The 23,976-nt window shown below is 71.7% G+C and carries 20 protein-coding genes and 1 riboswitch; of the genes, 7 read left to right on the forward strand and 13 right to left on the reverse strand.

Features of this window, described 5'->3' with window-relative positions:
• Positions 1 to 96: 96 nt before the first annotated feature.
• The 6 genes from ABT369_RS49625 to ABT369_RS49650 all read right to left on the reverse strand — a co-directional run bounded on the left by ABT369_RS49625 (position 97) and on the right by ABT369_RS49650 (position 6,232).
• Positions 97 to 2,490 (reverse strand): glycogen debranching N-terminal domain-containing protein, encoded by a 2,394-nt coding sequence (locus tag ABT369_RS49625; protein WP_350624219.1) that lies wholly within the window; start codon positions 2,488 to 2,490, stop codon positions 97 to 99.
• A gap of 3 nt (positions 2,491 to 2,493) precedes the next feature.
• Positions 2,494 to 3,180 carry a hypothetical protein gene (locus ABT369_RS49630; RefSeq protein ID WP_350624221.1) on the reverse strand — a complete coding sequence of 229 codons (687 nt, stop codon included), beginning with the start codon at positions 3,178 to 3,180 and terminating at the stop codon, positions 2,494 to 2,496.
• 29 nt (positions 3,181 to 3,209) lie between these two features.
• The gene (locus ABT369_RS49635) at positions 3,210 to 3,467 is read right to left on the reverse strand and encodes a hypothetical protein (RefSeq protein ID WP_350624223.1); all 258 of its coding nucleotides are present in this window, start codon (positions 3,465 to 3,467) and stop codon (positions 3,210 to 3,212) included.
• Complete coding sequence (locus ABT369_RS49640) at positions 3,464 to 5,026, reverse strand: radical SAM protein (RefSeq protein ID WP_350624225.1); 1,563 nt, start codon at positions 5,024 to 5,026, stop codon at positions 3,464 to 3,466. Before ABT369_RS49640 ends, ABT369_RS49635 begins: the two co-directional genes overlap by 4 nt.
• Positions 5,023 to 5,391, reverse strand: coding sequence for a hypothetical protein (locus ABT369_RS49645; RefSeq protein ID WP_350624227.1), 369 nt, complete (start codon positions 5,389 to 5,391; stop codon positions 5,023 to 5,025). The genes ABT369_RS49640 and ABT369_RS49645 overlap by 4 nt, the downstream gene beginning before the upstream one ends.
• Before the next feature lie 82 nt (positions 5,392 to 5,473).
• The gene (locus ABT369_RS49650) at positions 5,474 to 6,232 is read right to left on the reverse strand and encodes a prolipoprotein diacylglyceryl transferase (RefSeq protein WP_350624229.1); all 759 of its coding nucleotides are present in this window, start codon (positions 6,230 to 6,232) and stop codon (positions 5,474 to 5,476) included.
• A gap of 74 nt (positions 6,233 to 6,306) precedes the next feature.
• Between ABT369_RS49650 and ABT369_RS49655 the strand changes: the two genes are divergently transcribed.
• Positions 6,307 to 7,317, forward strand: coding sequence for an endonuclease/exonuclease/phosphatase family protein (locus ABT369_RS49655; RefSeq protein ID WP_350624231.1), 1,011 nt, complete (start codon positions 6,307 to 6,309; stop codon positions 7,315 to 7,317).
• A gap of 115 nt (positions 7,318 to 7,432) precedes the next feature.
• The gene (locus ABT369_RS49660) at positions 7,433 to 7,921 is read left to right on the forward strand and encodes a hypothetical protein (RefSeq protein ID WP_350624233.1); all 489 of its coding nucleotides are present in this window, start codon (positions 7,433 to 7,435) and stop codon (positions 7,919 to 7,921) included.
• Between the two features lie 123 nt (positions 7,922 to 8,044).
• Here the strand turns inward: ABT369_RS49660 and cimA are convergent, their stop codons facing one another.
• The gene (cimA, locus tag ABT369_RS49665) at positions 8,045 to 9,646 is read right to left on the reverse strand and encodes a citramalate synthase (RefSeq protein ID WP_350624235.1); all 1,602 of its coding nucleotides are present in this window, start codon (positions 9,644 to 9,646) and stop codon (positions 8,045 to 8,047) included.
• A 332-nt stretch (positions 9,647 to 9,978) separates the two neighbouring features.
• On the opposite strand from cimA, the gene ahpD reads away from it, so the two are divergent.
• Both ahpD and ABT369_RS49675 read left to right on the forward strand, forming a co-directional pair.
• Positions 9,979 to 10,509 (forward strand): alkylhydroperoxidase, AhpD family, encoded by a 531-nt coding sequence (gene ahpD / locus ABT369_RS49670; RefSeq protein ID WP_350624237.1) that lies wholly within the window; start codon positions 9,979 to 9,981, stop codon positions 10,507 to 10,509.
• A 186-nt stretch (positions 10,510 to 10,695) separates the two neighbouring features.
• Positions 10,696 to 10,965, forward strand: coding sequence for a hypothetical protein (locus ABT369_RS49675; protein ID WP_350624239.1), 270 nt, complete (start codon positions 10,696 to 10,698; stop codon positions 10,963 to 10,965).
• 218 nt (positions 10,966 to 11,183) lie between these two features.
• On the opposite strand, the gene ABT369_RS49680 is transcribed toward ABT369_RS49675, so the two are convergent.
• From ABT369_RS49680 to serA, 3 genes are all read right to left on the reverse strand, one after another.
• Complete coding sequence (locus tag ABT369_RS49680) at positions 11,184 to 12,281, reverse strand: branched-chain amino acid aminotransferase (RefSeq protein WP_350624241.1); 1,098 nt, start codon at positions 12,279 to 12,281, stop codon at positions 11,184 to 11,186.
• Positions 12,282 to 12,638: 357 nt separating this feature from the next.
• Positions 12,639 to 13,667, reverse strand: coding sequence for a 3-isopropylmalate dehydrogenase (locus ABT369_RS49685; RefSeq protein WP_350624243.1), 1,029 nt, complete (start codon positions 13,665 to 13,667; stop codon positions 12,639 to 12,641).
• A gap of 536 nt (positions 13,668 to 14,203) precedes the next feature.
• On the reverse strand, positions 14,204 to 15,814 hold the full coding sequence (serA, locus tag ABT369_RS49690) for a phosphoglycerate dehydrogenase (RefSeq protein ID WP_350624245.1): 1,611 nt from the start codon (positions 15,812 to 15,814) through the stop codon (positions 14,204 to 14,206).
• A 754-nt stretch (positions 15,815 to 16,568) separates the two neighbouring features.
• Between serA and ABT369_RS49695 the strand changes: the two genes are divergently transcribed.
• Positions 16,569 to 17,000, forward strand: a complete 432-nt coding sequence (locus ABT369_RS49695; protein WP_350624247.1) for a TipAS antibiotic-recognition domain-containing protein — start codon at positions 16,569 to 16,571, stop codon at positions 16,998 to 17,000.
• 122 nt (positions 17,001 to 17,122) lie between these two features.
• Here ABT369_RS49695 and ilvC read toward each other — a convergent pair whose 3' ends face one another.
• Genes ilvC through ABT369_RS49710 form a run of 3 tightly spaced genes read right to left on the reverse strand, consistent with a single transcriptional unit; the run spans position 17,123 to position 20,526 of the window.
• Complete coding sequence (gene ilvC / locus ABT369_RS49700) at positions 17,123 to 18,136, reverse strand: ketol-acid reductoisomerase (protein WP_350624249.1); 1,014 nt, start codon at positions 18,134 to 18,136, stop codon at positions 17,123 to 17,125.
• Positions 18,137 to 18,158: 22 nt separating this feature from the next.
• Positions 18,159 to 18,677: an acetolactate synthase small subunit gene (gene ilvN, locus ABT369_RS49705; protein ID WP_344613581.1), complete on the reverse strand. Its 519-nt coding sequence runs from the start codon at positions 18,675 to 18,677 to the stop codon at positions 18,159 to 18,161.
• 13 nt (positions 18,678 to 18,690) lie between these two features.
• A complete protein-coding gene (locus ABT369_RS49710) occupies positions 18,691 to 20,526 on the reverse strand; it encodes an acetolactate synthase large subunit (RefSeq protein ID WP_350624251.1) in 1,836 nt (611 codons plus the stop codon).
• A gap of 213 nt (positions 20,527 to 20,739) precedes the next feature.
• Between ABT369_RS49710 and ilvD the strand changes: the two genes are divergently transcribed.
• Together ilvD and glyA are read left to right on the forward strand one after the other, a co-directional pair.
• Positions 20,740 to 22,593, forward strand: a complete 1,854-nt coding sequence (ilvD, locus tag ABT369_RS49715) for a dihydroxy-acid dehydratase (protein ID WP_350624253.1) — start codon at positions 20,740 to 20,742, stop codon at positions 22,591 to 22,593.
• Positions 22,594 to 22,611: 18 nt separating this feature from the next.
• A riboswitch (ZMP/ZTP riboswitch) is annotated at positions 22,612 to 22,698 on the forward strand.
• Between the two features lie 16 nt (positions 22,699 to 22,714).
• Positions 22,715 to 23,953, forward strand: coding sequence for a serine hydroxymethyltransferase (glyA, locus tag ABT369_RS49720; RefSeq protein ID WP_350624255.1), 1,239 nt, complete (start codon positions 22,715 to 22,717; stop codon positions 23,951 to 23,953).
• The last annotated feature ends 23 nt before the right edge of the window (positions 23,954 to 23,976 follow it).

Below are 23,976 nucleotides of genomic sequence, written 5' to 3' on the forward strand. Positions count from 1 at the left end.
CGGAGGCGCGGAGGCGCGGAGGCGCGGAGGCGCGGAGGCGCGGAGGCGCGGAGGCGCGGAGGCGCGGAGGCGCGGAGGCGCGGAGGCGCGGAGGCGCTAGGTCGGGCGGGCGATCCGGGCCGGGCTGCCGTCGGCGTTGTGGAACGTCACGCCGAGCGGTCCATTGTGGACCGTCAGCTCGCCCGCGGCCGTGACGCTCACGTCCAGTTCGCCGTCGGCGATTTTCAGGCCGCGGACGCGGTACGCGCCGACCGGGGACGGGGCGAGCGGGGCGAACGTGATGCGGCCCGCGGGTACGTCGACGTCCAGGCCCAGCAGGGCGGTCAGGATCGCGGGTGCGACCGCGGCGGCCCAGGCCTGGGGGCGGCAGGCGAACGGGTAGGGCGTGGGCCGGTCGTCGCCGCCGTACAGCTCCGGCAGCCGGTACTCGAACCGCTCCGCCGCGGCCAGCAGGGCCGTGATCACCGCCGACGCCTCCGCGCGGTGGCCGTCGCGCACGAGGCCGAGCAGGGCGATCACGTTGTCGTGGGGCCAGACGGAGCCGAGATGATAGGCGAGGGAGTCGTACCCGGCCGACACCGGCGACACCGTGCGAATCCCGAACGGCGAGCGCAGCCCGGCCAGGTGCCCGGCCACGGTGGCGCTCTCCCCCGGCGTCAGCAGCCCGGTACCCAGCAGATGGCCCATGTTCGACGCCACCAGGTCGATCGGGTGGCCGTCGCCGTCGAGGGCGATCGCCGGGTATCCGCCGGGGCACCAGAACGCCGCCCGGAAGCGGGCGCCGAGGTCGTCCGCCCAGGCTCGCCACCGCTTCGCCTCGTCCGCCGCGGACTCGGCCCCGGAGCCACCCGCGTCCGAGCCACCCGCGTCCGAGCGGCCCGCGTCCGCGTCCGATGCGGCCGGGCGCGCCGGGTCCGAACCCCCACCGGCCCCCTCCGCGAGCCACGCATTCAGGCTCGCCAGCCCCGAAGGAGCCTCCGCCGGGCCCGCGCCGGAGAGCCCAGAAAGCCCAGGGAGTCCGGCGGACCCAGAGAGCCCGGAGAGCCCAGAAAGCCCGGAGAGCCCGGAGAGCCCGGCGAGCCCAGAAGGCTCAGAGAGCCCGGAAAGCGCCGGGCGGGAAGGCGCGCCGCCCGAGAGCTGCTCCAGGAGCCAGGCCCCGTCCAGGGCCGCCCGGTACGCGTAGGCCTGGACCTCGCTCAAGGCGATCGGCCCCCGCGCCTCGCGGCCGTCCGCGTGCTGGATGGCCTCCGCCGAGTCCTTCCAGCCCTGGTTGGACAGGCCGGGGCCGCCGGTCGTGTGGGTGATGAAGCCGTCGTGGCTGCGTAGCCAGGCCAGGGCGCGGCGGACGTTCGGCACCAGGGCGCGGACCGCCGCGGCGGGCATGCCCCAGCGGTAGGCCTCCGCGAGGGTGCTCACGAACAGCGGGGTCGCGTCGACCGTCCCGTAGTAGGTCGGGGGGAAGCTCGGGGCGCTGTCGGCGCGGCGCAGCTCGTGCAGGATGCGGCCCGGTTCCTCCTCCGTCGCCGGGTCGTGTCCGGTGCCCTGGCGGTCCGCCAGGGCGCGCAGGGTGCCGGCGGCGACGTCGTGGCCGAGCGGGAGGGCGAGCCGGGCGGACCACAGGGCGTCCCGGCCGAAGAGGGTCAGGAACCAGGGGCTGCCGGCGGCGTAGTACGCGTCCGCGCCCTCGGTGCGGCGCAGGGCGTCCAGGTCCTGCACGCCGGTGCGGACGAGCGCGTCCAGGCGGCGGTCCTCGGCGGCCACGCGCAGGGTGCTGAACCGCTTGGGGCGGGCGATCGGCGGGATGTCGGTGCGGGTCACGCGCAGTTCGGCGGACCAGGTGGCGCTCGGGGGCACGACCGCCCGCCACTGCAGCGTCGCCTCCGCGCCCGCGGTCGTCACGGTCGCCGGCGGGGTGGCCTCGATCCGGACCGACATGCCGTCGGCCGAACGCCACTCGAGCTCGGGCGACACAGTCCCGGTCGCCTCGCCGGCGCGGCCCGCGCGGACGAGGCCCGGCGATGCGAAACCGGTCGCGGCAGCGGCGCGACCCGCGCGGACGCGGCCCAGCGGTGCAAAGCGGCCCGCGCGGACGCGGCCCAGCGGTGCAAAGCGGCCCGCGCGGACCACACCCAGCGGTGCGAAATCGGTCGCGGCATGCACCGTGACCGTGACCGTGCGCGGCTCCGAAGCGGTGTTGGCCAGCGTGATGGTCTCCGTTCCGCCCGTCGGCTCCGCCAGGCGGTCGCGCCGCAGGGACAGGGCGGGATCGGCCAGTACCGCGGAGAATCGCGCCGACGCGGCACCCGTCCGGTGCGCGTCCGCCGTCGCCGGCTCGGCGCCGTCGACCGTCACGCGCCAGTGCGACAGGACGCGGCGGTCCTCCACGTAGAGGCCGTCGGCGCCGGTGGAGAGGGTGCCCGAGGGCGGCGACAGCCACGTGGCGGGGGCGGCCACGCAGGTGAGGTGCTCGTGGATGTACGGCGGCGGCATCCCTCAGCCGCCGATGACGTTCACGGCCCGGGCCACCACCAGCAGGACCGTGACCAGGGAGACCACGGACTCGGCCAGCATCAGCAGCTTGGCCCGGACGGTCATCGGCAGCGTGTCCGTCGGGCTGAACGCGGTCGCGTTGGTGAAGGCGAGGTACAGGTAGTCGAAGAAGCCGGGCTCCCAGTCGTGGGGCGCGAGCTGCGGCACCTGCATCGGGGTGAACAGCAGGTCGGGGTGCGGGGTGTCCGCGTCCGCGCGGGCGGCCGGGCCGCCGCGGTCGATCTCCCAGAACCACAGGGCGAACACGATCACGTTGGTGAGCCAGATCGCGGCGCCCCACAGCAGCAGGTGGGCGGGCGGCAGCTCGCTCTGGTTCTTCTCGAACAGCGCCCGGACGAGCAGCCACACCGACCAGGCGGTGACGACGGTCAGCAGCGCGACGAGGCCGAGCGCGAGGGGGCGCAGGATGCGGGTCTCGCGGTTGATGCGCAGCGGGTTGACGACGACGATCGCGAGCAGCGCGGCGCCCTCGAGGCCGGGCAGCAGCCAGCGCGGGCGCGGCGCGAGGTCGGCGGGCAGCACGAGGTGGATGACGATGGCGATCGCGATGACGAGCGCGGCGGGCCAGCGCTGCTCCGCCTCGGTGCGGCGCAACCAGCCGGGCACCTGGGCGGGCGGGAGATCACTCACAGACGCCAACCGTAGACCTGCGTCGACGGTCAGGCGAGGAGGTGGTACACCCGCCAGCCGATCGCCGCGAAGCCGGCCAGCGCCAGGACGCCGAGGTAGGCCAGGACTAGGCGGGTGTCGCGCAGGACGCACTTGGACCGCGTGAGGCCGCGGCGGCGGGCGCGCACGTACCCGGCGAACCCGAGCAGCGCGAACCCCACCACCGCGATCGGCCCGAGCAGCCAGGCCAGGGCCGCGATCGTGGCGTACACACACAGCCGCAGCGGATCGTAGGGCTTCTCCGTCATCGCGCGGCCGCGCGCGGCAGGCGCTGGGCGGACAGCGCGGGCCAGGCCTGCACGGCGCAGAACGGCGCGCACTGGTCCTGCGGCCCGGACTCGCCGGGGCGGCGGGTCGCGACGTGCACGCAGCACTGCAGCAGCCGCTCCTCGATCATCGTGTGCATGTCCATGAAGGGCTTCACGGTGATGCGCTTGACCCGCTCCCCCAGCATCTTGCGCAGCCGCTGCCGCCCGCCCGGCAGCGACGCGGAGACGAGCGTCGTGAGCGTCGAGATGCCCAGGTCGCAGTTCTCGCAGATGTCGCGCCACAGGTCGCCCACGTCCGGGTGGGACAGCGACGACTGCTCCGAGAGCAGCCCGAGCAGCGAGTCCTTGACCGCGCCGCGCAGGGCCGCGGGGAGCTGGACGTCGGCGATGCGGTTGGCGACGAGGTCGGGCGCGAGGTCGAGGAACTCCAGCAGCCGGTCGTGGCCGATGAGCTTGGTCATCGACTGCCACTGGCCCGCGTCGTCGCGCAGCATGTACCCGACCGAGCAGCAGTGCGGGTGCGAGCAGGGCAGCGCCGTGAGGTCGCGCCAGGTGACCAGGTCGCCGGTCTGCGGGCCGAGCCGCGCGAGGACGCCGGTGTGGGTGAGCCGGTCCATCGGGTCGATCGGGCCCGAGCGGCCGGAGCCGAACTGCGGCTGCAGGGAGACGCCGCCGACGTACGGGGTGTCCAGCGCCCGCTTCACGACCGCGCCGATCTCGTCGTCGTTCACGCCGAGCGCGCAGGTCATGGTGAGCGTGGTGAAGATGCCGCGCGCGGAGAGGCGCTCCACGGCCTGGTCCTTGAGCCGGCGCAGGTCGGCGCCGCGGTGGTGGCGGGCGGCGCGCTCGGACACGCCGTCGTACTGCAGGTAGACCTCGACCCGCTCACGGTGCTTGGTGAGCAGGTCCAGCAGCGCGTCGTCGCGGGCGATCCGCACGCCGTTGGAGTTGACGAGGACCCGCACGACGTTGCGCCGGCCGACCTCGTCGAGCAGCTCGGCGAGCCACGGGTAGAGGGTCGGCTCGCCGCCGGAGAGCATGAGCACGTCGATGCGGCCGTTCTCCCGCGACAGCTTCGTGTCGACGCTGGCGAGCACGTCGGCGAGCGGCACGGCGCCCTCGATGGCCGGCGAGGAGTCGGTGAAGCAGGTCGGGCAGCGCAGGTTGCAGCTGTCGGTGAGGTCGGCGAGCAGGATGCAGGTGTGCTGGGTCTGCATCTCCGGCAGCCCGGCGAGGTAGGCCGACGGGACCGGGGCGAAGTTGCCGGCCAGGTCGGGCACGTGGGTCTTCGTGGGGGCGGTCCAGCGCTCGAGGTACCGCAGGATCTCCGGCTCCTCGTCGTAGAGGGTGCGCACCAGCCCGTGCGAGGGGCAGCCGCGCTCGAGCCAGATCCGCCCGTCGCGCTCCGCGAGCCAGCCCGAGAGGCGCTGGACGGTCTCCAGCGGACGATCCGGCTGCTCGGCCGCGCAGGAGGGGCAGAACGCGTTGACGTAGCGGTGGATGCGGTCGCCGCGCAGTGGCATTCCGGAGGAGGTCATAGTTGTCCTTGGTTGAGGACGGCGAGGCAGACGCCGATGCCGACGACGGGGCAGAGCAGGACGCTGGCGCCCCATCCGATGAGCAGGCCCAGGCCGATGCCGCGGTCCTTGCGCACGATCCAGATGATGCCGAACGTGAGGCAGGCGGCGAACAGCGCGACCTGCAGCGCGACCTCGAGCCACACGCCGAGCAGGCCGTTGTTCGGGTCGGAGCTGTTGCTGCCCAGCGCGACCGCGCCGATGCCGAGCAGCACGGCGACGAGCTGCGCGCCGAAGACGATGCCGATGCCGGCGAACACGCGCCCGGGCCGGATCGGGCGGTCGGGCCCCGGCATGGGCGGCGGGGGCGGGACGGTGAAGCTCATGACGCCTCCGCTTCGCTCCGGCGCCATGAGCCGCCGGCCCTGGATTTCCGATGAGCGGCCCCTCCGCTGCGCTCCGGACCGCTCATGTTGCCTCCACGCGCTTGTGGGACCAGACGAAGCGCCCCAGCGTCAGGGGCAGCAGGGCGAGCAGGAACAGCTGCGAGCGGGTCAGGCCCGCCCACACGACCTCGTTGCCGCGCACGAACTCGACGCCGAAGCGGAACGCGGCGTACGCGGCGAGGTAGTACGTGAACATCCGCCCGGGCGCGGTGACCCGCTCGCGCAGGGCGACGATGGCGGCGAACGCGGCCAGGTGGAACAGGATCTCGTAGACGAACGAGGGGTGCAGCGGCACGCCGGCGGGCACGTGCATGGCCGCGGCGTGCGCCTCGTCGAGCCGGATGCCCCAGGGCAGGCGCGTCGGGGTGCCCGGCGACTCGGCCAGCAGGCAGCCGATCCGGCCGACCGCCATGCCGGCGGCGACGGCGGGGGCGAACAGGTTGCCCGTCTTGTGCGGGTACCCGCCGATCCGCTTGCCGAGCAGGGCGCCCAGGTAGGCGCCGAGGAGCCCGGAGAGGATGCTGCGGTTGCCGTACGCCCACTGCTCCAGCAACGAGGCGTTGTCGCGCGGGTCGAGGTGCTGCGCCCAGGTGCCCAGCCGCGCGAGGATCGCCCCGCCGACGAGGGCGCCGGCCAGCACGTACCAGAGGCGCTCGTCCTCGGCCCGGCGCCGGCGGATCTCCCAGAGCAGCACGAGGGCGGCGATCCCGACGCCGAGCCCCACGAACACGTCGTGGGACAGGATCGCCACCGGGCCGATCCGCATGATCACCGGGTGCACGGTTGCCGAGCCTAGTGCCATCCGGCCGCATCCGGGCGTGTCTGGCGCTTGCGTCGCTGCCCTACCCTGGTGGAATGGCCACCACGCAGGACACCCTGCCGTTGCTGCCCGAGAAGCCGGTCAAGCGGCGCAGCCGGTGGTGGAGCGTCGTGGTGTGGCTGCTGGCGGCGCCGTTCCTGGCGTGGGCGGCGCTGCGCCTCCTCGGGCTCGACAGCGGCTTCCCGGCCGTCCAGCTCGTCGCCTTCACGCCCTACGTCGCGGCCGCGTCGCTCGTGCCGCTCGTCGTCGCGCTGCTGACGAAGCGGGTCTGGCCGGCCGTCATCACCGCCGTCGCGACCGTCGCGCTCGCGGCCTGCGTGCTGCCGCGCTGGATCGCCGACAGCGACCCGGGACCGCAGGACGGGCCGGGGCTGCGGGTGCTGAGCGTCAACATGCTCATGGGCGGCGCGGACGCGGGCACGATCGTCGCCCTGGTGCGCGACCTGCACGTGGACCTGGTGGCGCTGCAGGAGTACACGCCGGAGGCCAAGGCCGCGCTGAACGCCGCGGGGCTGGACGAGATGCTGCCCAACGCGGTGTCGTACCCGCGCCCGGGCGTGACCGGCTCCGCGGTCTACAGCCGCTTCCCGGTGACCGACCTCGGCTACCGCCACTTCCCGAGCGACTTCGGCCAGGCCCAGGCGGGCGTGGCGGTGCCGGGCGCGACGGACGTGCGGGTCGAGTCGGTGCACCCGTGCGCGCCCTCGGACGCGCACGGGGCGTCGTGCTGGGAGCACGACATCGTGCAGGAGCCGGCCGCGACGCCGGAGGGCGCGGTGAACCTGCTCATCGGCGACTTCAACGCGACGCTGGACCACGAGAAGTTCCGCGCGGTGCTCGACAAGGGCTACCGGGACGCCGCGGACGTCGCGGGGGCCGGGTTCGCGGCGTCGTGGCCCTTCGACGAGCGCTGGTTCATCCCCGGCGTGGTGCTGGACCACGTGGTGGCGGACAAGCGCGTGGGGGTTCGGAAGGTGTCGGTTCACCGCATTCCCGACAGCGACCACAAAGCGGTCTTCGCCGAACTCATCCTGCCGAAGGGCTGATACCGGCCGAACGTACCGAAGGCGTACCTCCGGCTATACGCGGTTCGTTGGCCGGGAGTACCTTCACGTACGGATCGGGCCCCCGCCCGAGTGAAGACCACGTTGGAGCGGATGGGTGACACGTACGTTTCGCGGCCTCGCGCTCGCCATCGCCGTCCCGCTGGTCCTGGGCGCGGCGACCGCGTGCTCGGACAAGCAGAACGACAAGGCGGACCCCGCGTCGGACCGGCCGACGGTGGAGGTGACCGCGCAGCCGCAGGACGCGCAGTCGGCGCAGGTGACGGCCGAGCAGGTGTTCGACAACCTGTCGGACGGCGACTGGGCCGGTGCCTATGACCTGTGGACGGACAGCGCCAAGTCGGCGATCGGCAAGGACGCGTACATCGATCTGGTCGCCACCTGCACCGGGCAGCAGGGCGAGTACCAGGTCACGGGCGTGACGCCGGTGGACGACTCGACGGCGACGATCAAGTGGACGCACACCCCCGCCGCCGGGACCGGCCAGCTGACGGGGCAGAGCACGGTGAAGTACCAGAACGGGCTCTGGCGCTTCGAGCCCGACGCCGCCGCGCTCGCCGCCTACAAACAGAGCAAGTGCCCATAGATCATGGCTCGGGTCCGCGTCAGTAGCTGACCGTCGCTCCCGCCAGACAAAAGGGCGGTCCCGAGGGCCTTCGGCCGGAGGGACCGCCCTAGCCGTGTCCGCGGTGTCAAGGGCGAAGAGCCGTCAGACGCGGACCGCGTGCGAAAGGCCGTAGGTCAGCGCGTCGACCAGCGCCTGCCAGCTGGCCTCGACGACGTTCTCGTGCACGCCGACGGTGGTCCAGTCGTCCCCGGTCGCGTGGGTCTCCACGAGCACCCGGGTCACCGCGCCGGTGCCGTGGCTGCCCTCGAGGATGCGCACCTTGTAGTCGGCGAGCTGGAAGCGGCCCAGCTCCGGGTAGTGCCGCGTGAGCGCGACCCGCAGCGCCTCGTCGAGCGCGTTGACGGGGCCGTTGCCCTCGGCGGTCGCGATGACCCGCTCGCCGCGGACGCGGACCTTCACGGTCGCCTCCGACACGACGGCGCCGTCCTCGCGGTGCTCGACCAGCACCCGGTACGACTCCAGCGCGAACGGTTTCGGCAGCGCCCCCTCGGCCAGCTCGGCCCGGGCGAGCAGCTCGAACGAGGCGTCGGCGGCCTCGAAGGACCAGCCGCGGGCCTCGAGCTCCTTGACCCGGTTCGTGACCCGCGACAGGGCCTCGGGGTTGCCGGCCAGGTCAACGCCGAGCTCGCGCGCCTTGAGCTCGATGCTGGCCCGGCCGGCCATCTCGGTGACCAGGATCCGCATGTCGTTGCCCACGACGACCGGGTCGATGTGGTTGTAGAGCACGGGATCCACTTTGATCGCGCTCGCGTGCAGGCCCGCCTTGTGAGCGAACGCTGACGACCCGACGTAGGCCTGGTGGGTGTCGGGTGCGATGTTGGCGATCTCTGCGATGGAGTGCGAGACGCGCACCATCTGCTCGATGCACCCCTCCGGTAGGACGGGCATGCCGAGCTTGAGCTGCAGGTTGCCGACGACGGCGAACAGGTCGGCGTTGCCGGGGCGCTCGCCGTAGCCGTTGGCGGTGCACTGGAAGTGCGGTACGCCGGCCTCGACCGCGGCGACGGTGTTCGCGACCGCGCACGACGTGTCGTTCTGGCAGTGGATGCCGAGCCGGGCCACGGCCTCCTCCGCGCTGACCCCGAGCGCGACCGCGAGCCGGTCCTTGACCTCGGCGATCGTGCGGGTGATCAGGGAGGGCACCATGCCGCCGTTGGTGTCGCACATGACGGCGGCCTCGGCGCCGGCGGCGAGCGCGGCCGCGGCGACGGACGCGGTGTAGTCGGGGTCGAAGCGGTACCCGTCGAAGAAGTGCTCGCAGTCGAGGAAGACCCGCCGGCCCTCGGAGACGAAGTACTCCACGGTGTCGCGGACCATCGCGAGGTTCTCCTCGCGCGTCGTGCGCAGCGCGCGCTCCACGTGGCGGATGTCCGACTTGGCCACGAGCGTCACGGCGGGGGTCTCGGCCTCCAGCAGCGCCCGGACCTGCGGGTCGTCCTGGACGCGCACGCCGGCCTTGCGGGTGGCGCCGAACGCGACGAACACCGCGTGCTTGAGGTCGAGCTCCGTGCGCGCCCTGCGGAAGAACTCGGTGTCCTTCGGCATCGCCCCCGGCCACCCGCCCTCGATGAACCCGACGCCGAACTCGTCGAGCAGCCGCGCAACCGCGAGTTTGTCCACGACCGAGTAGCTGATCGCCTCACGCTGGGCCCCGTCGCGCAGCGTCGTGTCGTACACCTGCATGGTTGTGCTCCTTTGGCGGGAAGAGGGGGCCTTCGGGCTCGGCGGATCGGGGCCAACAAAAAGACCCCCCGCAAATGCGAGAGGTCTGCGCGTCCGGCGGATGGTTGCCGGGCGCGCTAGGGGCCAATAATGAGCCGAGTCACGTTCGGTAGCTTGCCACCAACGGGCCTTCCGTGACACGTGATTCCGAATTTTGAGATCCGGGGTGATCTGCTTCACGATTCACCCTGTTCGTCACGTCCTCGTAACGAGCGTCGGTCAAGGTTGGAGCCAGTCCGGAACGACGCCCCGTCCGGGGGCGCCGATCACCGTTGGTGAGGGGGTGAGGTGACATGTCCATCGAGACGCTGAAGGCGGCGGTTCCGCCCTACGCGCACGATCTGCGGCTCAACCTCGACTCCATCCTCGCCACGGAGCTGCTGACCGAGCGGCAGCTGTGGGGCGCCGTGCTCGCGAGCGCGATGACGACCCGCAGCGCGACGGTGATCCGCGAGGTCACCGGCGAGGCGGCCGGCCGGCTCAAGCCGGAGGCGATCGAGGCCGCGAAGGCGGTCGCGTCGCGGATGGCCATCCACAACGTCTACTTCCGCGCCAAGCACCTCATCGGTGACGAGGCGTACCAGAGCCTGCCCGCGCGTCTGCGCCGCCAGGTCTCCTCCACGCCCGGGGTCGGCGCCGCCGACGTCGAGGCGTGGTCAGTGGCAGTATCCGCGATCACCGGGTGCGGGGTGTGCCTGGAATCGCACGAAAGATCGCTTCGTGGTGCAGGGGTGTCCCGCGAAGCGGTCGACGAGGTGTTGCGCGTCGCCGCGGTTGTTCACGCACTGGCGGTAACCCTCGATGCAGAGGCGGCTTCCTACTAGGAGCTTTCCTCTTGTACGGGTGTCGGAGTGGCGGCTCCGGCACCCGTACGCATTTTCCGGGCTTGATGGCCGTCCCCCGCTCGTGCAAGTTGCGCACAGCGTGTCTGCGTCATCCGCGGATTCACCGTTACCGTTGCTATCGGCACATCGGGTGCGCAATCGGTCTCGGGTCTTTGGGGGCGCAACATGATCGACGACGTACCGCGGGAACCGGTGGAGCCGCCGGTCGAGCCGCCCCTCGGCTGCGCCGACCCGATGTTGTGGCGCGTGGCCCGCGCCCTGCGCGACGCCCACCGCCCGCGGACCGACAACTTCTGCGAGTGCAAGGCGTTCTGGCCGTGCCCGGACGCGCAGTTGTCCGAGGAGGCGCTGCAGCTGGCCTACGATCGGCCGTCGCCGCGGGGCTTACGGCCGGGGACGGGCCGCGGTTCGAATCTGGGCCGCTGGTCGGCGTAGGGGCTTTGACCCGGATATGTCGGCCGCTTCGCGGCCGAACCGGCCAACATATCCGACATTTACCCTGACCGGCGATATATGCGCAGCTCACCAATGGCGCATTGATCGCACTCCACGGGCGCCTCGGAAACGGGTGCGATTCCCCCCGAGTCGGAAAAGTCCGGAACAGCACAAACGGCGCCGGGAACGAATCCCGGCGCCGCCGTGTGAACGATTCGTTACAAGACGCGATGGACCCAGCCGTGCGGGTCCGGGGCGGTCCCGCGCTGGATGGACACGAGCTGCTCCCGCAGCGCCATCGTCACGTCGCCGGCCTTGCCCTCGCCGACCGTGAACTCCCCGTCGGCGTCGCGGACCGTGCCGATCGGCGTGATGACCGCCGCCGTCCCGCACGCGAACGCCTCGCGCAGCCGGCCCGAGTTGGCGTCGGCGCGCCACTGCTCATACGAGTACAGCTCCTCGCGCACCGCATGCCCCCGGTCCGCGGCCAGGCGCAGGACCGACTCGCGGGTGATGCCGGGCAGGATCGAGCCGGTGAGCGGCGGCGTGCTGATCGAGCCGTCGTCGAACACGTAGAACACGTTCATGCCGCCGAGCTCCTCGACGTATTTCTGCTCCACCGCGTCGAGGAAGACCACCTGGTCACAGCCGTGCTCCATGGCCTCGGCCTGGGCCACGAGGCTCGCGGCGTAGTTGCCGCCGCACTTCGCCGCGCCCGTGCCGCCGGGGGCCGCGCGCGTGTATTCCCGCGACACCCACACGCTGACGGGCTGCACGCCGCCCTTGAAGTAGCTGCCGACCGGCGAGGCGATGACCAGGAAGAGGTACTCCGAGGACGGCTTGACGCCCAGGAAGACCTCGCTGGCGTACTGGAAGGGCCGCAGGTAGAGGCTGCCCTCCGGGTCCGTCGGCACCCAGTCCCGGTCGGCGCGGATCAGCGCCTCGAGGGAGTCCAGGAAGAGCCCCTCCGGCACCGGTGCCATCGCCAGGCGCCGGGCCGAGTCACGGAACCGCGCCGCGTTGGCGTCGGGGCGGAACATCGTCACGCCGCCGTCGGCCGTCCGGTACGCCTTGAGCCCCTCGAAGATCTCCTGCGCGTAGTGCAGCACCGCGCTCGCCGGGTCCATCGGGATCGGGCCGCGCGGCTCGACCCGGGCGTCGTACCAGCCCTTGCCCTCGGCGTAGCGCACGGTGACCATGTGATCGGTGAAGATCCGGCCGAAGCCCGGGTTGGCCATGAGCGCGGATCGCTCCGCGGCGGCTACGGGCTGGGGATTCGGACGGATCTCGAAATCGAGCGTTTCACCGCCGTTCATGCATGCCTCCACAAAAGGTCGCGGTGGCACGCTCACGCCGCGTGCCGTGCCGCCAACTTACCCGAACGGACGTTCAATCGCAGCCAGCGCGCGGAGGTTCCAATGGTGTGGAGGATTCCGGCGTTGAGCCCGGGCCGATCGGCCCGGGCTTTCCCTCGGTCTACGCTCTGAAGGCGGGTGTGGCCCGTGGTGCATCAGGCCGGCCCGCCTTGTTGCCGACGGCCTGGCCGGTCGCCGATCGCGGCACCGGCCTCGTGGCCGACGGCCTTGCTTACACGTGGTGGATCAAGCGGGCCGACGGCCTTGCTCACATGTGGTGGATCAAGCGGGCCGACGGCCTTGCTTACGCGTGGTGGATCAAGCCACCGCTGCCGCGAGCCGGTCGCCGATCGCGTCGGTGGACAGGGCCGAGCCGGGGGTGCGGCCCGCGACCTCGTTGCCGACGGCCTCGGTCACGCGCGCGGCCGCCTCGGGGTGGCCGAGGTGGTCCAGCAGCAGCGCGGTCGAGAGCACGGCGGCCGACGGGTCGGCGACGCCCTTGCCGGCGATGTCGGGAGCCGACCCGTGCACGGGCTCGAACATCGACGGGAAGGCCCGCTCCGGGTTGATCGAGCCGCTCGCGGCCAGGCCGATGCCGCCCGTGACCGCCGCGGCGATGTCGGTGAGGATGTCGCCGAACAGGTTGTCGGTGACGACGACGTCGTACCGCTGCGGATTCGAGACCAGGAACATCGCGGCCGCGTCGACGTGCTGGTATTCGGTCTCGATGTCCGGGAACTCACCCTTGACCGCGTTGAAGGTCCGCGCCCACAGACCACCGGCGTGGGTCAGCACGTTGGTCTTGTGCACGAGCGTCACCTTGCGCCGCGGGCGCTTGGCCGCCCGGGCGAAGGCGTCGCGGATGACGCGCTCGACGCCGTGGCGGGTGTTGAGGCTCTCCTCGGTGGCGACCTCGGCCGCGGTGTCGGGGTGCAGGTTGCCGCCGGCGCCGACGTACAGGCCCTCGGTGCCCTCGCGGACCACGACGAGGTCGATCTCGCCCGGCTTCACCCCGGCCAGCGGGCTGGTGGTGCCCGGCCAGAGGCGGGAGGGGCGCAGGTTGACGTACTGGTCGAAGTCGAAGCGCAGCTTCAGCAGCAGGCCCCGCTCCAGCACGCCCGGCGGGACGCTGGGGTCGCCGACCGCGCCGAGCAGGATGGCGTCGTGGCCGCGCAGTTCCTCGAGCACGCTGTCGGGAAGGACCTCGCCGGTGCGGTTGTACCGGGCGGCGCCCAGGTCGTAGTCGGTCGTCTCGACGCCGGGCAGGACCACGCGCAACACCTTCAGCGCCTGCGCCACTACCTCGGTGCCGATGCCGTCACCGGCCACAACCGCGATCTTCGCCACCTCTGACCCCTTTCGTAGACCGCTCAACCGTACGCCGCTGTCCTATTCCGTGGACGGGCGTCCCGCTCCATGAGAACACGTGCTGTGATGCCGGGCCGGTCACGGCCGCCGCGACCCGCGGTGACCGCTCGCGTCCGGGCGGCCACGCACTCGTGCTCGCGCGCAGCCACTCTCCCATTCGCGTCCGCACGAGGATGCAGCACCCACTCCTGCACCGCGTAAGCACGCCGCGCCCGCGCGCTGAACGCGCTTTCGCGCCCGAGCACCGGCGAGCACCGTCGCGCCGCACCCGAGCGCCGCCGAGCCATTGCCTGACGCGCCCGAACGCCCCCGCGGACCGTCTGATCGCCCCGAGCACCGTCGCGCCGTCTGATCGCCCCCGAGCACCGTCGCGCCGCACCCGAGCGCCGTCGAGCGCGTCCGAGCGTCGGCCGGTCGTTGCCGAGCGCTGCGCCCCCGCACCCGCGCGACCGGGGCCGCGCAAGGAATGAGGGCGGGGAGCGCCGCCACGCTCCCCGCCCTCGCAGAGGAAAGTCCTAGTCGGCGGACAAGTCCGCCGTGCTCGCGGCAGTCGCACCGATGGCCTGCTGGGCCTCGCCGAGCAGATCCGCCGCCACCGCCTGGTCGACGGTCAGCGTCATGAGCGCCTCCCCGCCGGCCTCGCGCCGAGCGACCTGCATCGAACCGATGTTGACCCCCGCGGAACCCAGTATCGACCCCACCGTGCCCACCACGCCGGGGCGGTCGGCGTAGCGGAAGAACAGCAGCACGCCTTCCGCAGCCAGCTCGAGACTGAAGCCGTCGATCTCGGTCAGCTTCAGCGCCTCACGCGGGCCCGCGACATACGTACCGGACACCGAGGCTACCCGCCCGTCCGGCAGGGCTCCACGCACGGTCACCAGGTTGGGCTGGTCGGATGAGTCGGTGAAGACCGCGAGTGCTACCTCGACCCCGCGGTCGGCCGCCAGATGGGGGGCGTTGACGTACGTCACCTGCTCCGCCACCACGCTGCCGAACAGCCCCTTCGTGGCGGCCAGCTTGAGCACCGACACATCGTGCTTGGCCACCTCGCCGTGCACCTCGACGGTCACCGACGCCGCGATGCCGCCCGCGACCGCGGTGAACACGGCGCCGAGCTTCTCCGCCAGCGGCAGCAGCGGGCGCACCTCCTCCGCGACCATGCCGCCGACCTGGACGTTCACCGCGTCGGGCACGAACTCGCCGTCGAGGGCCAGCTTGACGGAGCGCGCGACCGCGAGCCCGGCCTTGTCCTGCGCCTCGACCGTGGAGGCGCCCAGGTGCGGGGTGGCGACCACGCTGTCGAAGGCGAACAGCGGCGAGGCGAGGCACGGCTCCTTGCTGTACACGTCGATGCCCGCGCCCGCCACCCGCCCGTCGGCGATCGCGTCGGCGAGGGCCTGCTCGTCGACGAGGCCGCCGCGGGCCGCGTTGATGATGCGCACGCCCGGCTTGACGATGGACAGCTCGCGCACGCCGATCAGCCCGACGGTCTCCGGCGTCTTGGGCAGGTGGATCGAGATGAAGTCACTCTCCCGAAGGAGTTCGTCCAGCCCCAGCAGCCGCACTCCGAGCCCAGCCGCGCGCGCCGGCTGGATGTACGGGTCGTAGGCGACCAGCCGGACCCCGAACGCCGCCATGCGCTGGGCGAAGAGCACACCGATGCGCCCGAGCCCGACCACTCCGACGACCTTCCCGGACAATTCCACGCCGGTGTACTTCGAGCGCTTCCACTCCCCCGCCTTCAGTGCCGCGGACGCGGCGGCGGTGTTGCGCGCGACGGCGAGCAGCAGCGCGACGGCCTGCTCGGCCGCGGAGACGATGTTGGACGTGGGCGCGTTGACGACCATGACGCCGCGTGCGGTGGCGGCCGGCACGTCGACGTTGTCCAGGCCGACCCCGGCGCGGGCGACGACCTTGAGCCGAGGCGCCGCGGCGACCGCCTCGGCGTCGATGCGGGTGGCGCTGCGAACGATCACGGCGCTGGCGTCGGCGAGCTCGGCCAGCAGAGCGGGGCGGTCGGTACCGTCGATGTGACGAACCTCGTAGTCGTCGGCGAGCACCTCGAGAGCGGACGGAGCCAACTCCTCGGCGATGAGCACCACCGGGCGGTCAGGAGGGAGGGTCATGGGACCTCGACTTCCAGGCTTCGGTTGGCGTCGGCTGCGGGGCGCGCGACACTGCCCGCCACGCACTGGGGGAAACCGCGACGGGGCCGGGCGGACGGCCTCTTCAGGCGATGGTAGGCCCGCCGCCCCACCCCTTCCCGACCCAATCAAGTGAGCGCGATCACAGCGTGAGCCGGTCGGGCCCCTCGCCTCCGCGCCCGATATCCCCCTGTAAGAGCGCTTTCCCGCACGAACACTCCACCGACTAGGCCCCCGCGCGCCCGCCCACACCCGGCCGCGCCCCCGCAGCCGCCCAACACATGGCCACCACCCCACCGAACCCGCGCGACCGTCGCACGCCCGCCGCCGCCGGGCAGGACGCCGGCTATGAGGCGCACGGCCCGGGGGCGACGTACGACGCGCACGGGCAGGAGGCGACGTACGACGCGCGCGAGGTCGACGGAGCCGCCGTAGCCCCAGCCCTGACCGTCCTCCAGGAACAGGCCGGCGGGGGCGCGCTGGGCGGGAGTCGTCTGGGCGGTGGTCATCGCGCGGACCGACGCCTCGGACAGCACGCGGCGGCCGTCCGGGGCCGTGCCTCCGGTCAGGAGCATCCGGCCGAACGCGACCCAGTCGGCCGCGGTCGTGACCAGGCCGCCGTTGCCGAGCTCGAACGCCGGCGCGGTGCGGGATCAATCCGGACACGGAGTGTTCGGATTGATCCGGCCCCAAGGGGGTTGACTCTCCAGTCGCTGGAGACATCAGGCTGGAGGGCATGACGATGAACCTGACACCCGAGGAGAAGCGGGAGCTGTTCGGCTCCTTCGATCCCGATCAGCATGCCGAGGAGGCCGAGCAGCGCTGGGGCTCCACCGAGGCGTACCAGCAGTCCGCCCGCCGCACGGCGCAGTACACCAAGGCCGACTGGGAGCGGATCAAGGGCGAGGCGGCCGAGAACACCGCCCAGTTCGCCGCGGCGTTCGACGGAGGCGTTCCGGCCGGCGACGAGCGGGCCATGGACCTCGCCGAGGCGCACCGGCAGCACATCAGCCGCTGGTTCTACGACTGCTCGGCCGAGATCCACCAGGGGCTCGGGGAGATGTACGTGTCCGATCCCCGGTTCACCGCGAACTACGACACCGAGCACCCGGGGCTCGCGGCGTACATCCGCGATGCCATCCGGGCCAACGCGGCCCGGGTGCGCTGAGCCGGCCGCCACCCACGGACGTCGGGATTCCTGGCGGGAGCGACGGTCAGCTAGTGACGCGGACCCGAGCCATGAACCAGCGCGGCCCCTCTCAAAGCGAGAGGGGCCGCGTTTTTTTCAGGTCAGGCGGTCTCGGTGATGGGCCGGTCGACCCAGCTCATCATCGAGCGCAGCTGCTTGCCGGTCTCCTCGATCGGGTGGTTGGCGCCCTGCTCGCGGTACTTGGTGAAGTTCGGGCGGCCGGCGTCGTCCTCGGCGATCAGCTCGCGGGCGAACTCGCCCGACTGGATCTCGCCCAGGATGCGCTTCATCTCCTCCTTGACCCGGGCGTCGATGACGCGCGGGCCACGGGTGTAGTCGCCGTACTCGGCGGTGTCGGAGACGCTGTAGCGCATGCGGGCGATGCCGCCCTCGTACATCAGGTCCACGATGAGCTTGAGCTCGTGCAGGCACTCGAAGTAGGCGATCTCCGGGGCGTAGCCCGCCTCGGTGAGCACCTCGAAGCCGGTCTGGACCAGGGCCGACGCGCCGCCGCAGAGCACGGCCTGCTCGCCGAAGAGGTCCGTCTCGGTCTCCTCCTTGAAGGTGGTCTTGATCACGCCGGCGCGGGTGCCGCCGATGCCGGCCGCGTAGGCCAGCGCCAGCTGCAGCGCGTTGCCGGTCGCGTCCTGCTCCACCGCGACGAGGCAGGGCACGCCCTTGCCGTCGACGAACTGGCGGCGGACCAGGTGGCCCGGGCCCTTCGGGGCGACCATGCACACGTCAACGTCCGCGGGGGGCGTGATCAGCCCGAAGCGGATGTTGAGGCCGTGGCCGAAGAAGAGCGCCTTGCCGGCGGTCAGGTTCGGGGCCACGTGCTCGGAGTACAGCGAGCGCTGCGCCGTGTCGGGCGCGAGGATCATGATCACGTCTGCCTCGGCGCTCGCCTCGGCCGGGGTGAGGACGCGCAGGCCCTGCTCCTCGGCCTTGGCGCGGCTCTTGGACCCCTCGGGCAGGCCGATGCGCACGTCGACGCCGGAGTCGCGCAGGCTCAGCGCGTGGGCGTGACCCTGGCTGCCGTACCCCAGCACCGCGACCTTGCGGCCCTGGATCAACGACAGGTCGGCGTCGTCGTCGTAAAACACCTCGGCGGGCATGTGCTTGTTCCTTTCGAGAATTTCAGGAGGCGGCGCGGAGCGCCGGACCGGTCGTGATGGAGCGGGAGCCGCGGCCGATGGCCACGACGCCGGACTGGACCATTTCCTTGATACCGAACGGCTCCAGGTCACGAAGCAGCGCGTCCAGCTTTTCCGACGTGCCGGTCGCCTCGATGGTGAGGGCGTCGGCGGCGACGTCGACCACGCGGGCCCGGAACAGGTTCACGGTCTCGAGGACCTGCGAGCGCACCGGGCGTTCCGCGCGCACCTTCACCAGCAGCAGCTCGCGCTGCACGCTGGCGGTGGTGTCGAGTTCGACGATCTTCAGGACCTGCACGAGCTTGTTGAGCTGCTTGGTCACCTGTTCCAGCGGGGATTCGTCCGCGTTGACCACGATCGTCATCCGGGAGACCTCAGGGTGCTCGGTCTCGCCGACGGCCAGGGAGTCGATGTTGAAGCCGCGGCGGGCGAACAGCCCCGCGACGCGGGCCAGTATGCCGGGCTTGTTCTCCACCAGGACGGAGAGGGTGTGCTTGGCCATGTCGGTGCTACTCCTACACGTCGTCCTGGTCGAACGCGGGACGGACGCCCCGCGCGAACATGATCTCGTCGTTGCTCGTGCCGGCGGCGACCATCGGCCACACCATCGCGTCCTTGCCGACCACGAAGTCGATGACGACGGGCTGGTCGTTGACCTTCATCGCGGCCTCGATCGTCGCGTCGACGTCGCGCTTGGTCTCGCAGCGCAGCCCGAAGCAGCCCAGCGCGTCGGCGAGCTTCACGAAGTCCGGGATGCGGTGCTTGTGGGTGCCGAGCTCGGTGTTGGAGTACCGCTGGTCGTAGAAGAGCGTCTGCCACTGCCGGACCATGCCCAGGTTGCCGTTGTTGATGACGGCGACCTTGATCGGGATGCCCTCCAGGGCGCAGGTGGCCAGCTCCTGGTTGGTCATCTGGAAGCAGCCGTCGCCGTCGATCGCCCAGACCGTCTTGTCCGGGCGGCCGACCTTGGCGCCCATCGCGGCCGGCACCGCGTAGCCCATGGTGCCCAGGCCGCCCGAGTTGAGCCAGGTGGCCGGGTGCTCGTACTTGATGAACTGCGCGGCCCACATCTGGTGCTGGCCCACGCCCGCGGTGTAGATCGCCTCCGGGCCGACCAGCTTGCCGATGCGCTCGATGACGTACTGCGGCGACAGCGTCCCGTCCGCGGGCTCCTCGTAGCCCAGCGGGTACCGGCCGCGGATGTCGTCCAGGGTCGCCCACCAGTCGGTGACGCTCGGCTTGCGCCCGGCCGCGTGCTCGGCCGAGACGGCGGCGATGAGCTCCTCGATCACGTGCTTGGCGTCGCCCACGATCGGCACGTCGGCGGTGCGGTTCTTGCCGATCTCGGCCGGGTCGATGTCGGCGTGGATGACCGCGGCGTTCGGCGCGAACGTCGACAGCGTGCCGGTCACGCGGTCGTCGAAGCGGGCGCCGATGGTGATGAGCAGGTCGGACTTCTGCAGGGCGTAGACCGCGCCGACCGAGCCGTGCATGCCCGGCATGCCCATGTGCTGCGGGTGGGAGTCCGGGAAGGCGCCGCGGGCCATCAGCGTCGTGACGACCGGGGCGCCGGTCAGCTCGGCCAGCTTCAGCAGCACCTCGGAGGCGTGGGCCTTGATGACGCCGCCGCCGACGTAGAGCACCGGGCGCTTGGCCGCGGCGATGAGGCGGGCCGCCTCGCGGATCTGCTTGCCGTGCGGGTGCAGGGTCGGGTGGTAGCCGGGCAGCTCCATGGTCGGCGGCCACTTGAACGTGGTCTTGTTCTGCAGCACGTCCTTGGGGATGTCGACCAGGACGGGGCCGGGGCGGCCGGTGCCGGCCAGGTGGAACGCCTCGGCGAGCACCCGGGGCAGCTCCTCGCCCGACTGGACCAGGTAGTTGTGCTTGGTGATCGGCAGCGTGATGCCGGCGATGTCCGCCTCCTGGAAGGCGTCCGTGCCGATGTAGCTGGAGGCGACCTGGCCGGTGATGGCCACCATGGGGACCGAGTCCATGTAGGCGTCGGCGATCGGGGTCACCAGGTTGGTCGCGCCCGGGCCGGACGTGGCCATGCACACGCCGACCTTGCCGGTCGCCTGCGCGTAGCCGGTGGCGGCGTGGCCGGCCCCCTGCTCGTGGCGGACCAGGATGTGCCGGACGTTCTCGGAGTCGAACAGCGGGTCGTACGCCGGGAGGATCGCGCCGCCCGGAATGCCGAACACGACGTCGGCGCCGAGGGCCTCGAGCGAGCGGACGAGTACCTGCGCCCCGGTGAGCAGCTCCGGCTGGGCCTTCTTGTCGGCGGCCGGCGCGGTGGCGGGCGGTGCGGGGTGCCCCCGGTGGGCGAGCACTTCTGGCGTGGGTCTCGTCATCGCTTTCGCACTTTCGCTCGAAGGTGTCTAGGCAAGGCTCCGGACATGAAAAAACCCCACGTGCTCGGCACGGGGGGCTAGCGCGCTGACGGCAGGCGTCGGCGCGCTAGATGATAAGTACTCGGAGCGACCTCGACGACATGAGCCCACTCTGGCGCATCTCATGGCCTGAGTCAACCTATCCCAGGATGCGGAACGTGTCAGACTCCAAGTATGCCCGAGCTGCGGTCCAAGACTTCCACTTCTGGTCGCAACATGGCCGGCGCGCGCGCCCTCTGGCGCGCCACTGGCATGACCGACTCCGACTTCGGCAAGCCGATTGTCGCCATCGCCAACAGTTTCACGCAGTTCGTGCCGGGCCACGTCCACCTCCGCAACCTCGGCATGATCGTCGCCGACGCGGTTGCCGAGGCCGGTGGGGTCGCCAAGGAGTTCAACACCATCGCCGTCGACGACGGCATCGCCATGGGCCACGGCGGGATGCTCTACTCGCTGCCCAGCCGCGAGCTCATCGCCGACGCCGTCGAGTACATGGTGCAGGCCCACTGCGCCGACGCCCTCGTGTGCATCTCCAACTGCGACAAGATCACGCCCGGCATGCTGCTCGCCGCCCTCCGCCTCAACATCCCGACCGTCTTCGTCTCCGGCGGCCCCATGGAAGCCGGCAAGACCATCTCGATCGAGGGCATCGTCCACGAGAAGGACGCCAAGCTCGATCTCATCGACGCGATGATCGCCTCCGCCAACGAGTCCGTCACGGACGAGCAGCTCGGCCAGATCGAGCGCTCCGCCTGCCCGACGTGCGGCTCCTGCTCGGGCATGTTCACCGCCAACTCCATGAACTGCCTGACCGAGGCGATCGGGCTGGCCCTGCCGGGCAACGGCTCGACGCTGGCCACGCACGCGGCGCGCAAGGCGCTCTTCGAGCGGGCCGGTTCGCTGATCGTCGACCTCGCCAAGCGCTACTACTTCTCCGATGACGCCTCGGTGCTGCCGCGGGCGATCGCCTCCCGGCCCGCCTTCGAGAACGCGGTGGCGCTGGACGTCGCGATGGGCGGGTCCACCAACACCGTGCTGCACCTGCTGGCCGCCGCACGGGAGGCCGAGCTCGACTTCTCCGTGGCCGACATGGACGGGATCTCGCGTCGCGTGCCCTGCCTGGCCAAGGTGGCACCGAACACGCAGAAGTACCACATGGAGGACGTGCACCGCGCCGGCGGCATCCCCGCCATCCTCGGCGAGCTGTCGCGCGGCGGGCTGATCGACGAGTCCGTCTGGTCGGTGCACTCCCCGACGTTCCGCGAGTGGGTCGACGAGTGGGACATTCGCGGCGGCAAGGCCTCGGAGCAGGCGCTCGAGCTGTTCCACGCCGCGCCCGGGGGCGTGCGGACCACCGAGCCGTTCTCCACGGAGAACCGGTGGAACTCGCTCGACACCGACGGCGAGAACGGGTGCATCCGCAGCGTCGAGCACGCCTACACCAAGGACGGCGGCCTGGCGATCCTCTTCGGCAACCTCGCGCCCGAGGGCTGCGTCGTCAAGACGGCCGGCGTGCCCGAGGAGAACCTGACGTTCTCCGGCCGCGCGAAGGTCTTCGAGTCGCAGGAGGCCGCCGTCGACGGCATCCTCGCCAAGGAGGTCGTGGAGGGCGACGTCGTCGTCATCCGCTACGAGGGCCCGAAGGGCGGCCCCGGGATGCAGGAGATGCTGTACCCGACCAGCTTCCTCAAGGGCCGCGGGCTCGGCCGAGCCTGCGCGCTGATCACCGACGGGCGCTTCTCCGGCGGCACGTCGGGCCTGTCGATCGGGCACATCAGCCCGGAGGCGGCCGGCGGCGGGCTCATCGCGCTCGTCGAGGACGGCGACCGCATCGACATCGACATCCCGGCCCGCTCCATCCAGCTCGTCGTCGGCGACGAGGAGCTGGCCGCGCGCAAGATCGCGCAGGACAAGCGGGAGCGGCCCTACACCCCGCTCGACCGCGAGCGGCCGGTGTCGGCGGCGCTGCGGGCGTACGCGTCGATGGCGACGTCGGCGAGTGACGGCGCTTACCGCCGGGTTCCGTAAAGTTCCACTAGGATGTGCGTCAGTCATCGCGACTGGCGCACATCAAGGTGGAACCGACCACCGGGGAGCTTCCGATCGCGGGCACCGCGCGCCTGGGTGTCCCGACGTATCAGGAGGCTGCATGTCTTCTTTGCGCTTGGTGGACCCCGAGCTGGCCGCGCTCGTCGAGGGCGAGGAGCAGCGTCAGCACGACACGCTGCGGATGATCGCCTCGGAGAACTACGTCTCCCGGGCCGTCCTCGAGGCGACCGGCTCCGTGCTGACCAACAAGTACTCCGAGGGTTACCCCGGGAAGCGGTACTACGAGGGCCAGCGCTTCGTCGACCCCATCGAGGAGCTCGCGATCGCGCGGGCCAGGCACGTGTTCGGCGTCGAGCACGCGAACGTCCAGCCGTACTCGGGCTCGCCCGCGAACCTCGCCGTCTACCTGGCCCTGGCCAAGCCCGGCGACACCGTCATGGGCATGGCGCTGCCGATGGGCGGGCACCTCACGCACGGCTGGCCAGTGTCGGCGACGGGCAAGTGGTTCCGGCCGGTGCAGTACTCGGTCCGCCGCGAGACCGGCCGCGTGGACCTCGACGAGGTGCGTGACCTGGCCCTGCGGGAGCGCCCGAGGCTCATCTTCTGCGGCGGTACGGCCATTCCGCGCACGATCGACTTCCCGCGCTTCGCCGAGATCGCCCGCGAGGTGGGCGCGGTGCTCGTCGCGGACATCGCGCACATCGCCGGCCTCGTGGCGGGCGGGGCGCACCCGTCCCCGGTCGGGCACGCCGAGATCATCTCGACCACGACGCACAAGACGCTGCGGGGCCCGCGGGGCGCCATGCTCATGTGCACCGCGGAGCACGCGTCCGCCATCGACAAGGCCGTGTTCCCAGGCCTGCAGGGCGGCCCGCACAACCACACCACCGCCGGGATCGCGGTCGCCCTGGGCGAGGCTTCACAGGATTCCTTCAAGGTGTACGCCCAGCAGGTGGTCGCCAACGCCCGCGCCCTGGCCTCGGCCCTGCTCGAGCACGGCTTCGACCTCGTGTCGGGCGGCACCGACAACCACCTGCTCCTGCTCGACCTCACCGGCAAGGGCATCGGCGGGAAGCCGGCCGCGAAGGCCCTCGACCGCGCGGGGATCGAGACGAACTACAACACGGTGCCGTACGACACCCGCAAGCCCTTCGACCCGTCGGGTCTGCGCCTGGGTACTCCCGCGCTGACCACCCGCGGCCTCACGGAGTCCGCGATGCCCCAGGTGGCCTCGTGGATCTCCCGCGCCGTGGACGCCGCCCTGAAGTCGGACGACGACGCGCTCGACGTGATCGCCGGTGAGGTTCGGGAGCTGCTCTCGTCCTACCCGCTGCGCTGACGCCCGAGGGGGCGCTCCGCTTT

It is taken from the genome of Dactylosporangium sp. NPDC000244 (genome assembly GCF_040300725.1).
Taxonomy (GTDB): domain Bacteria; phylum Actinomycetota; class Actinomycetes; order Mycobacteriales; family Micromonosporaceae; genus Dactylosporangium.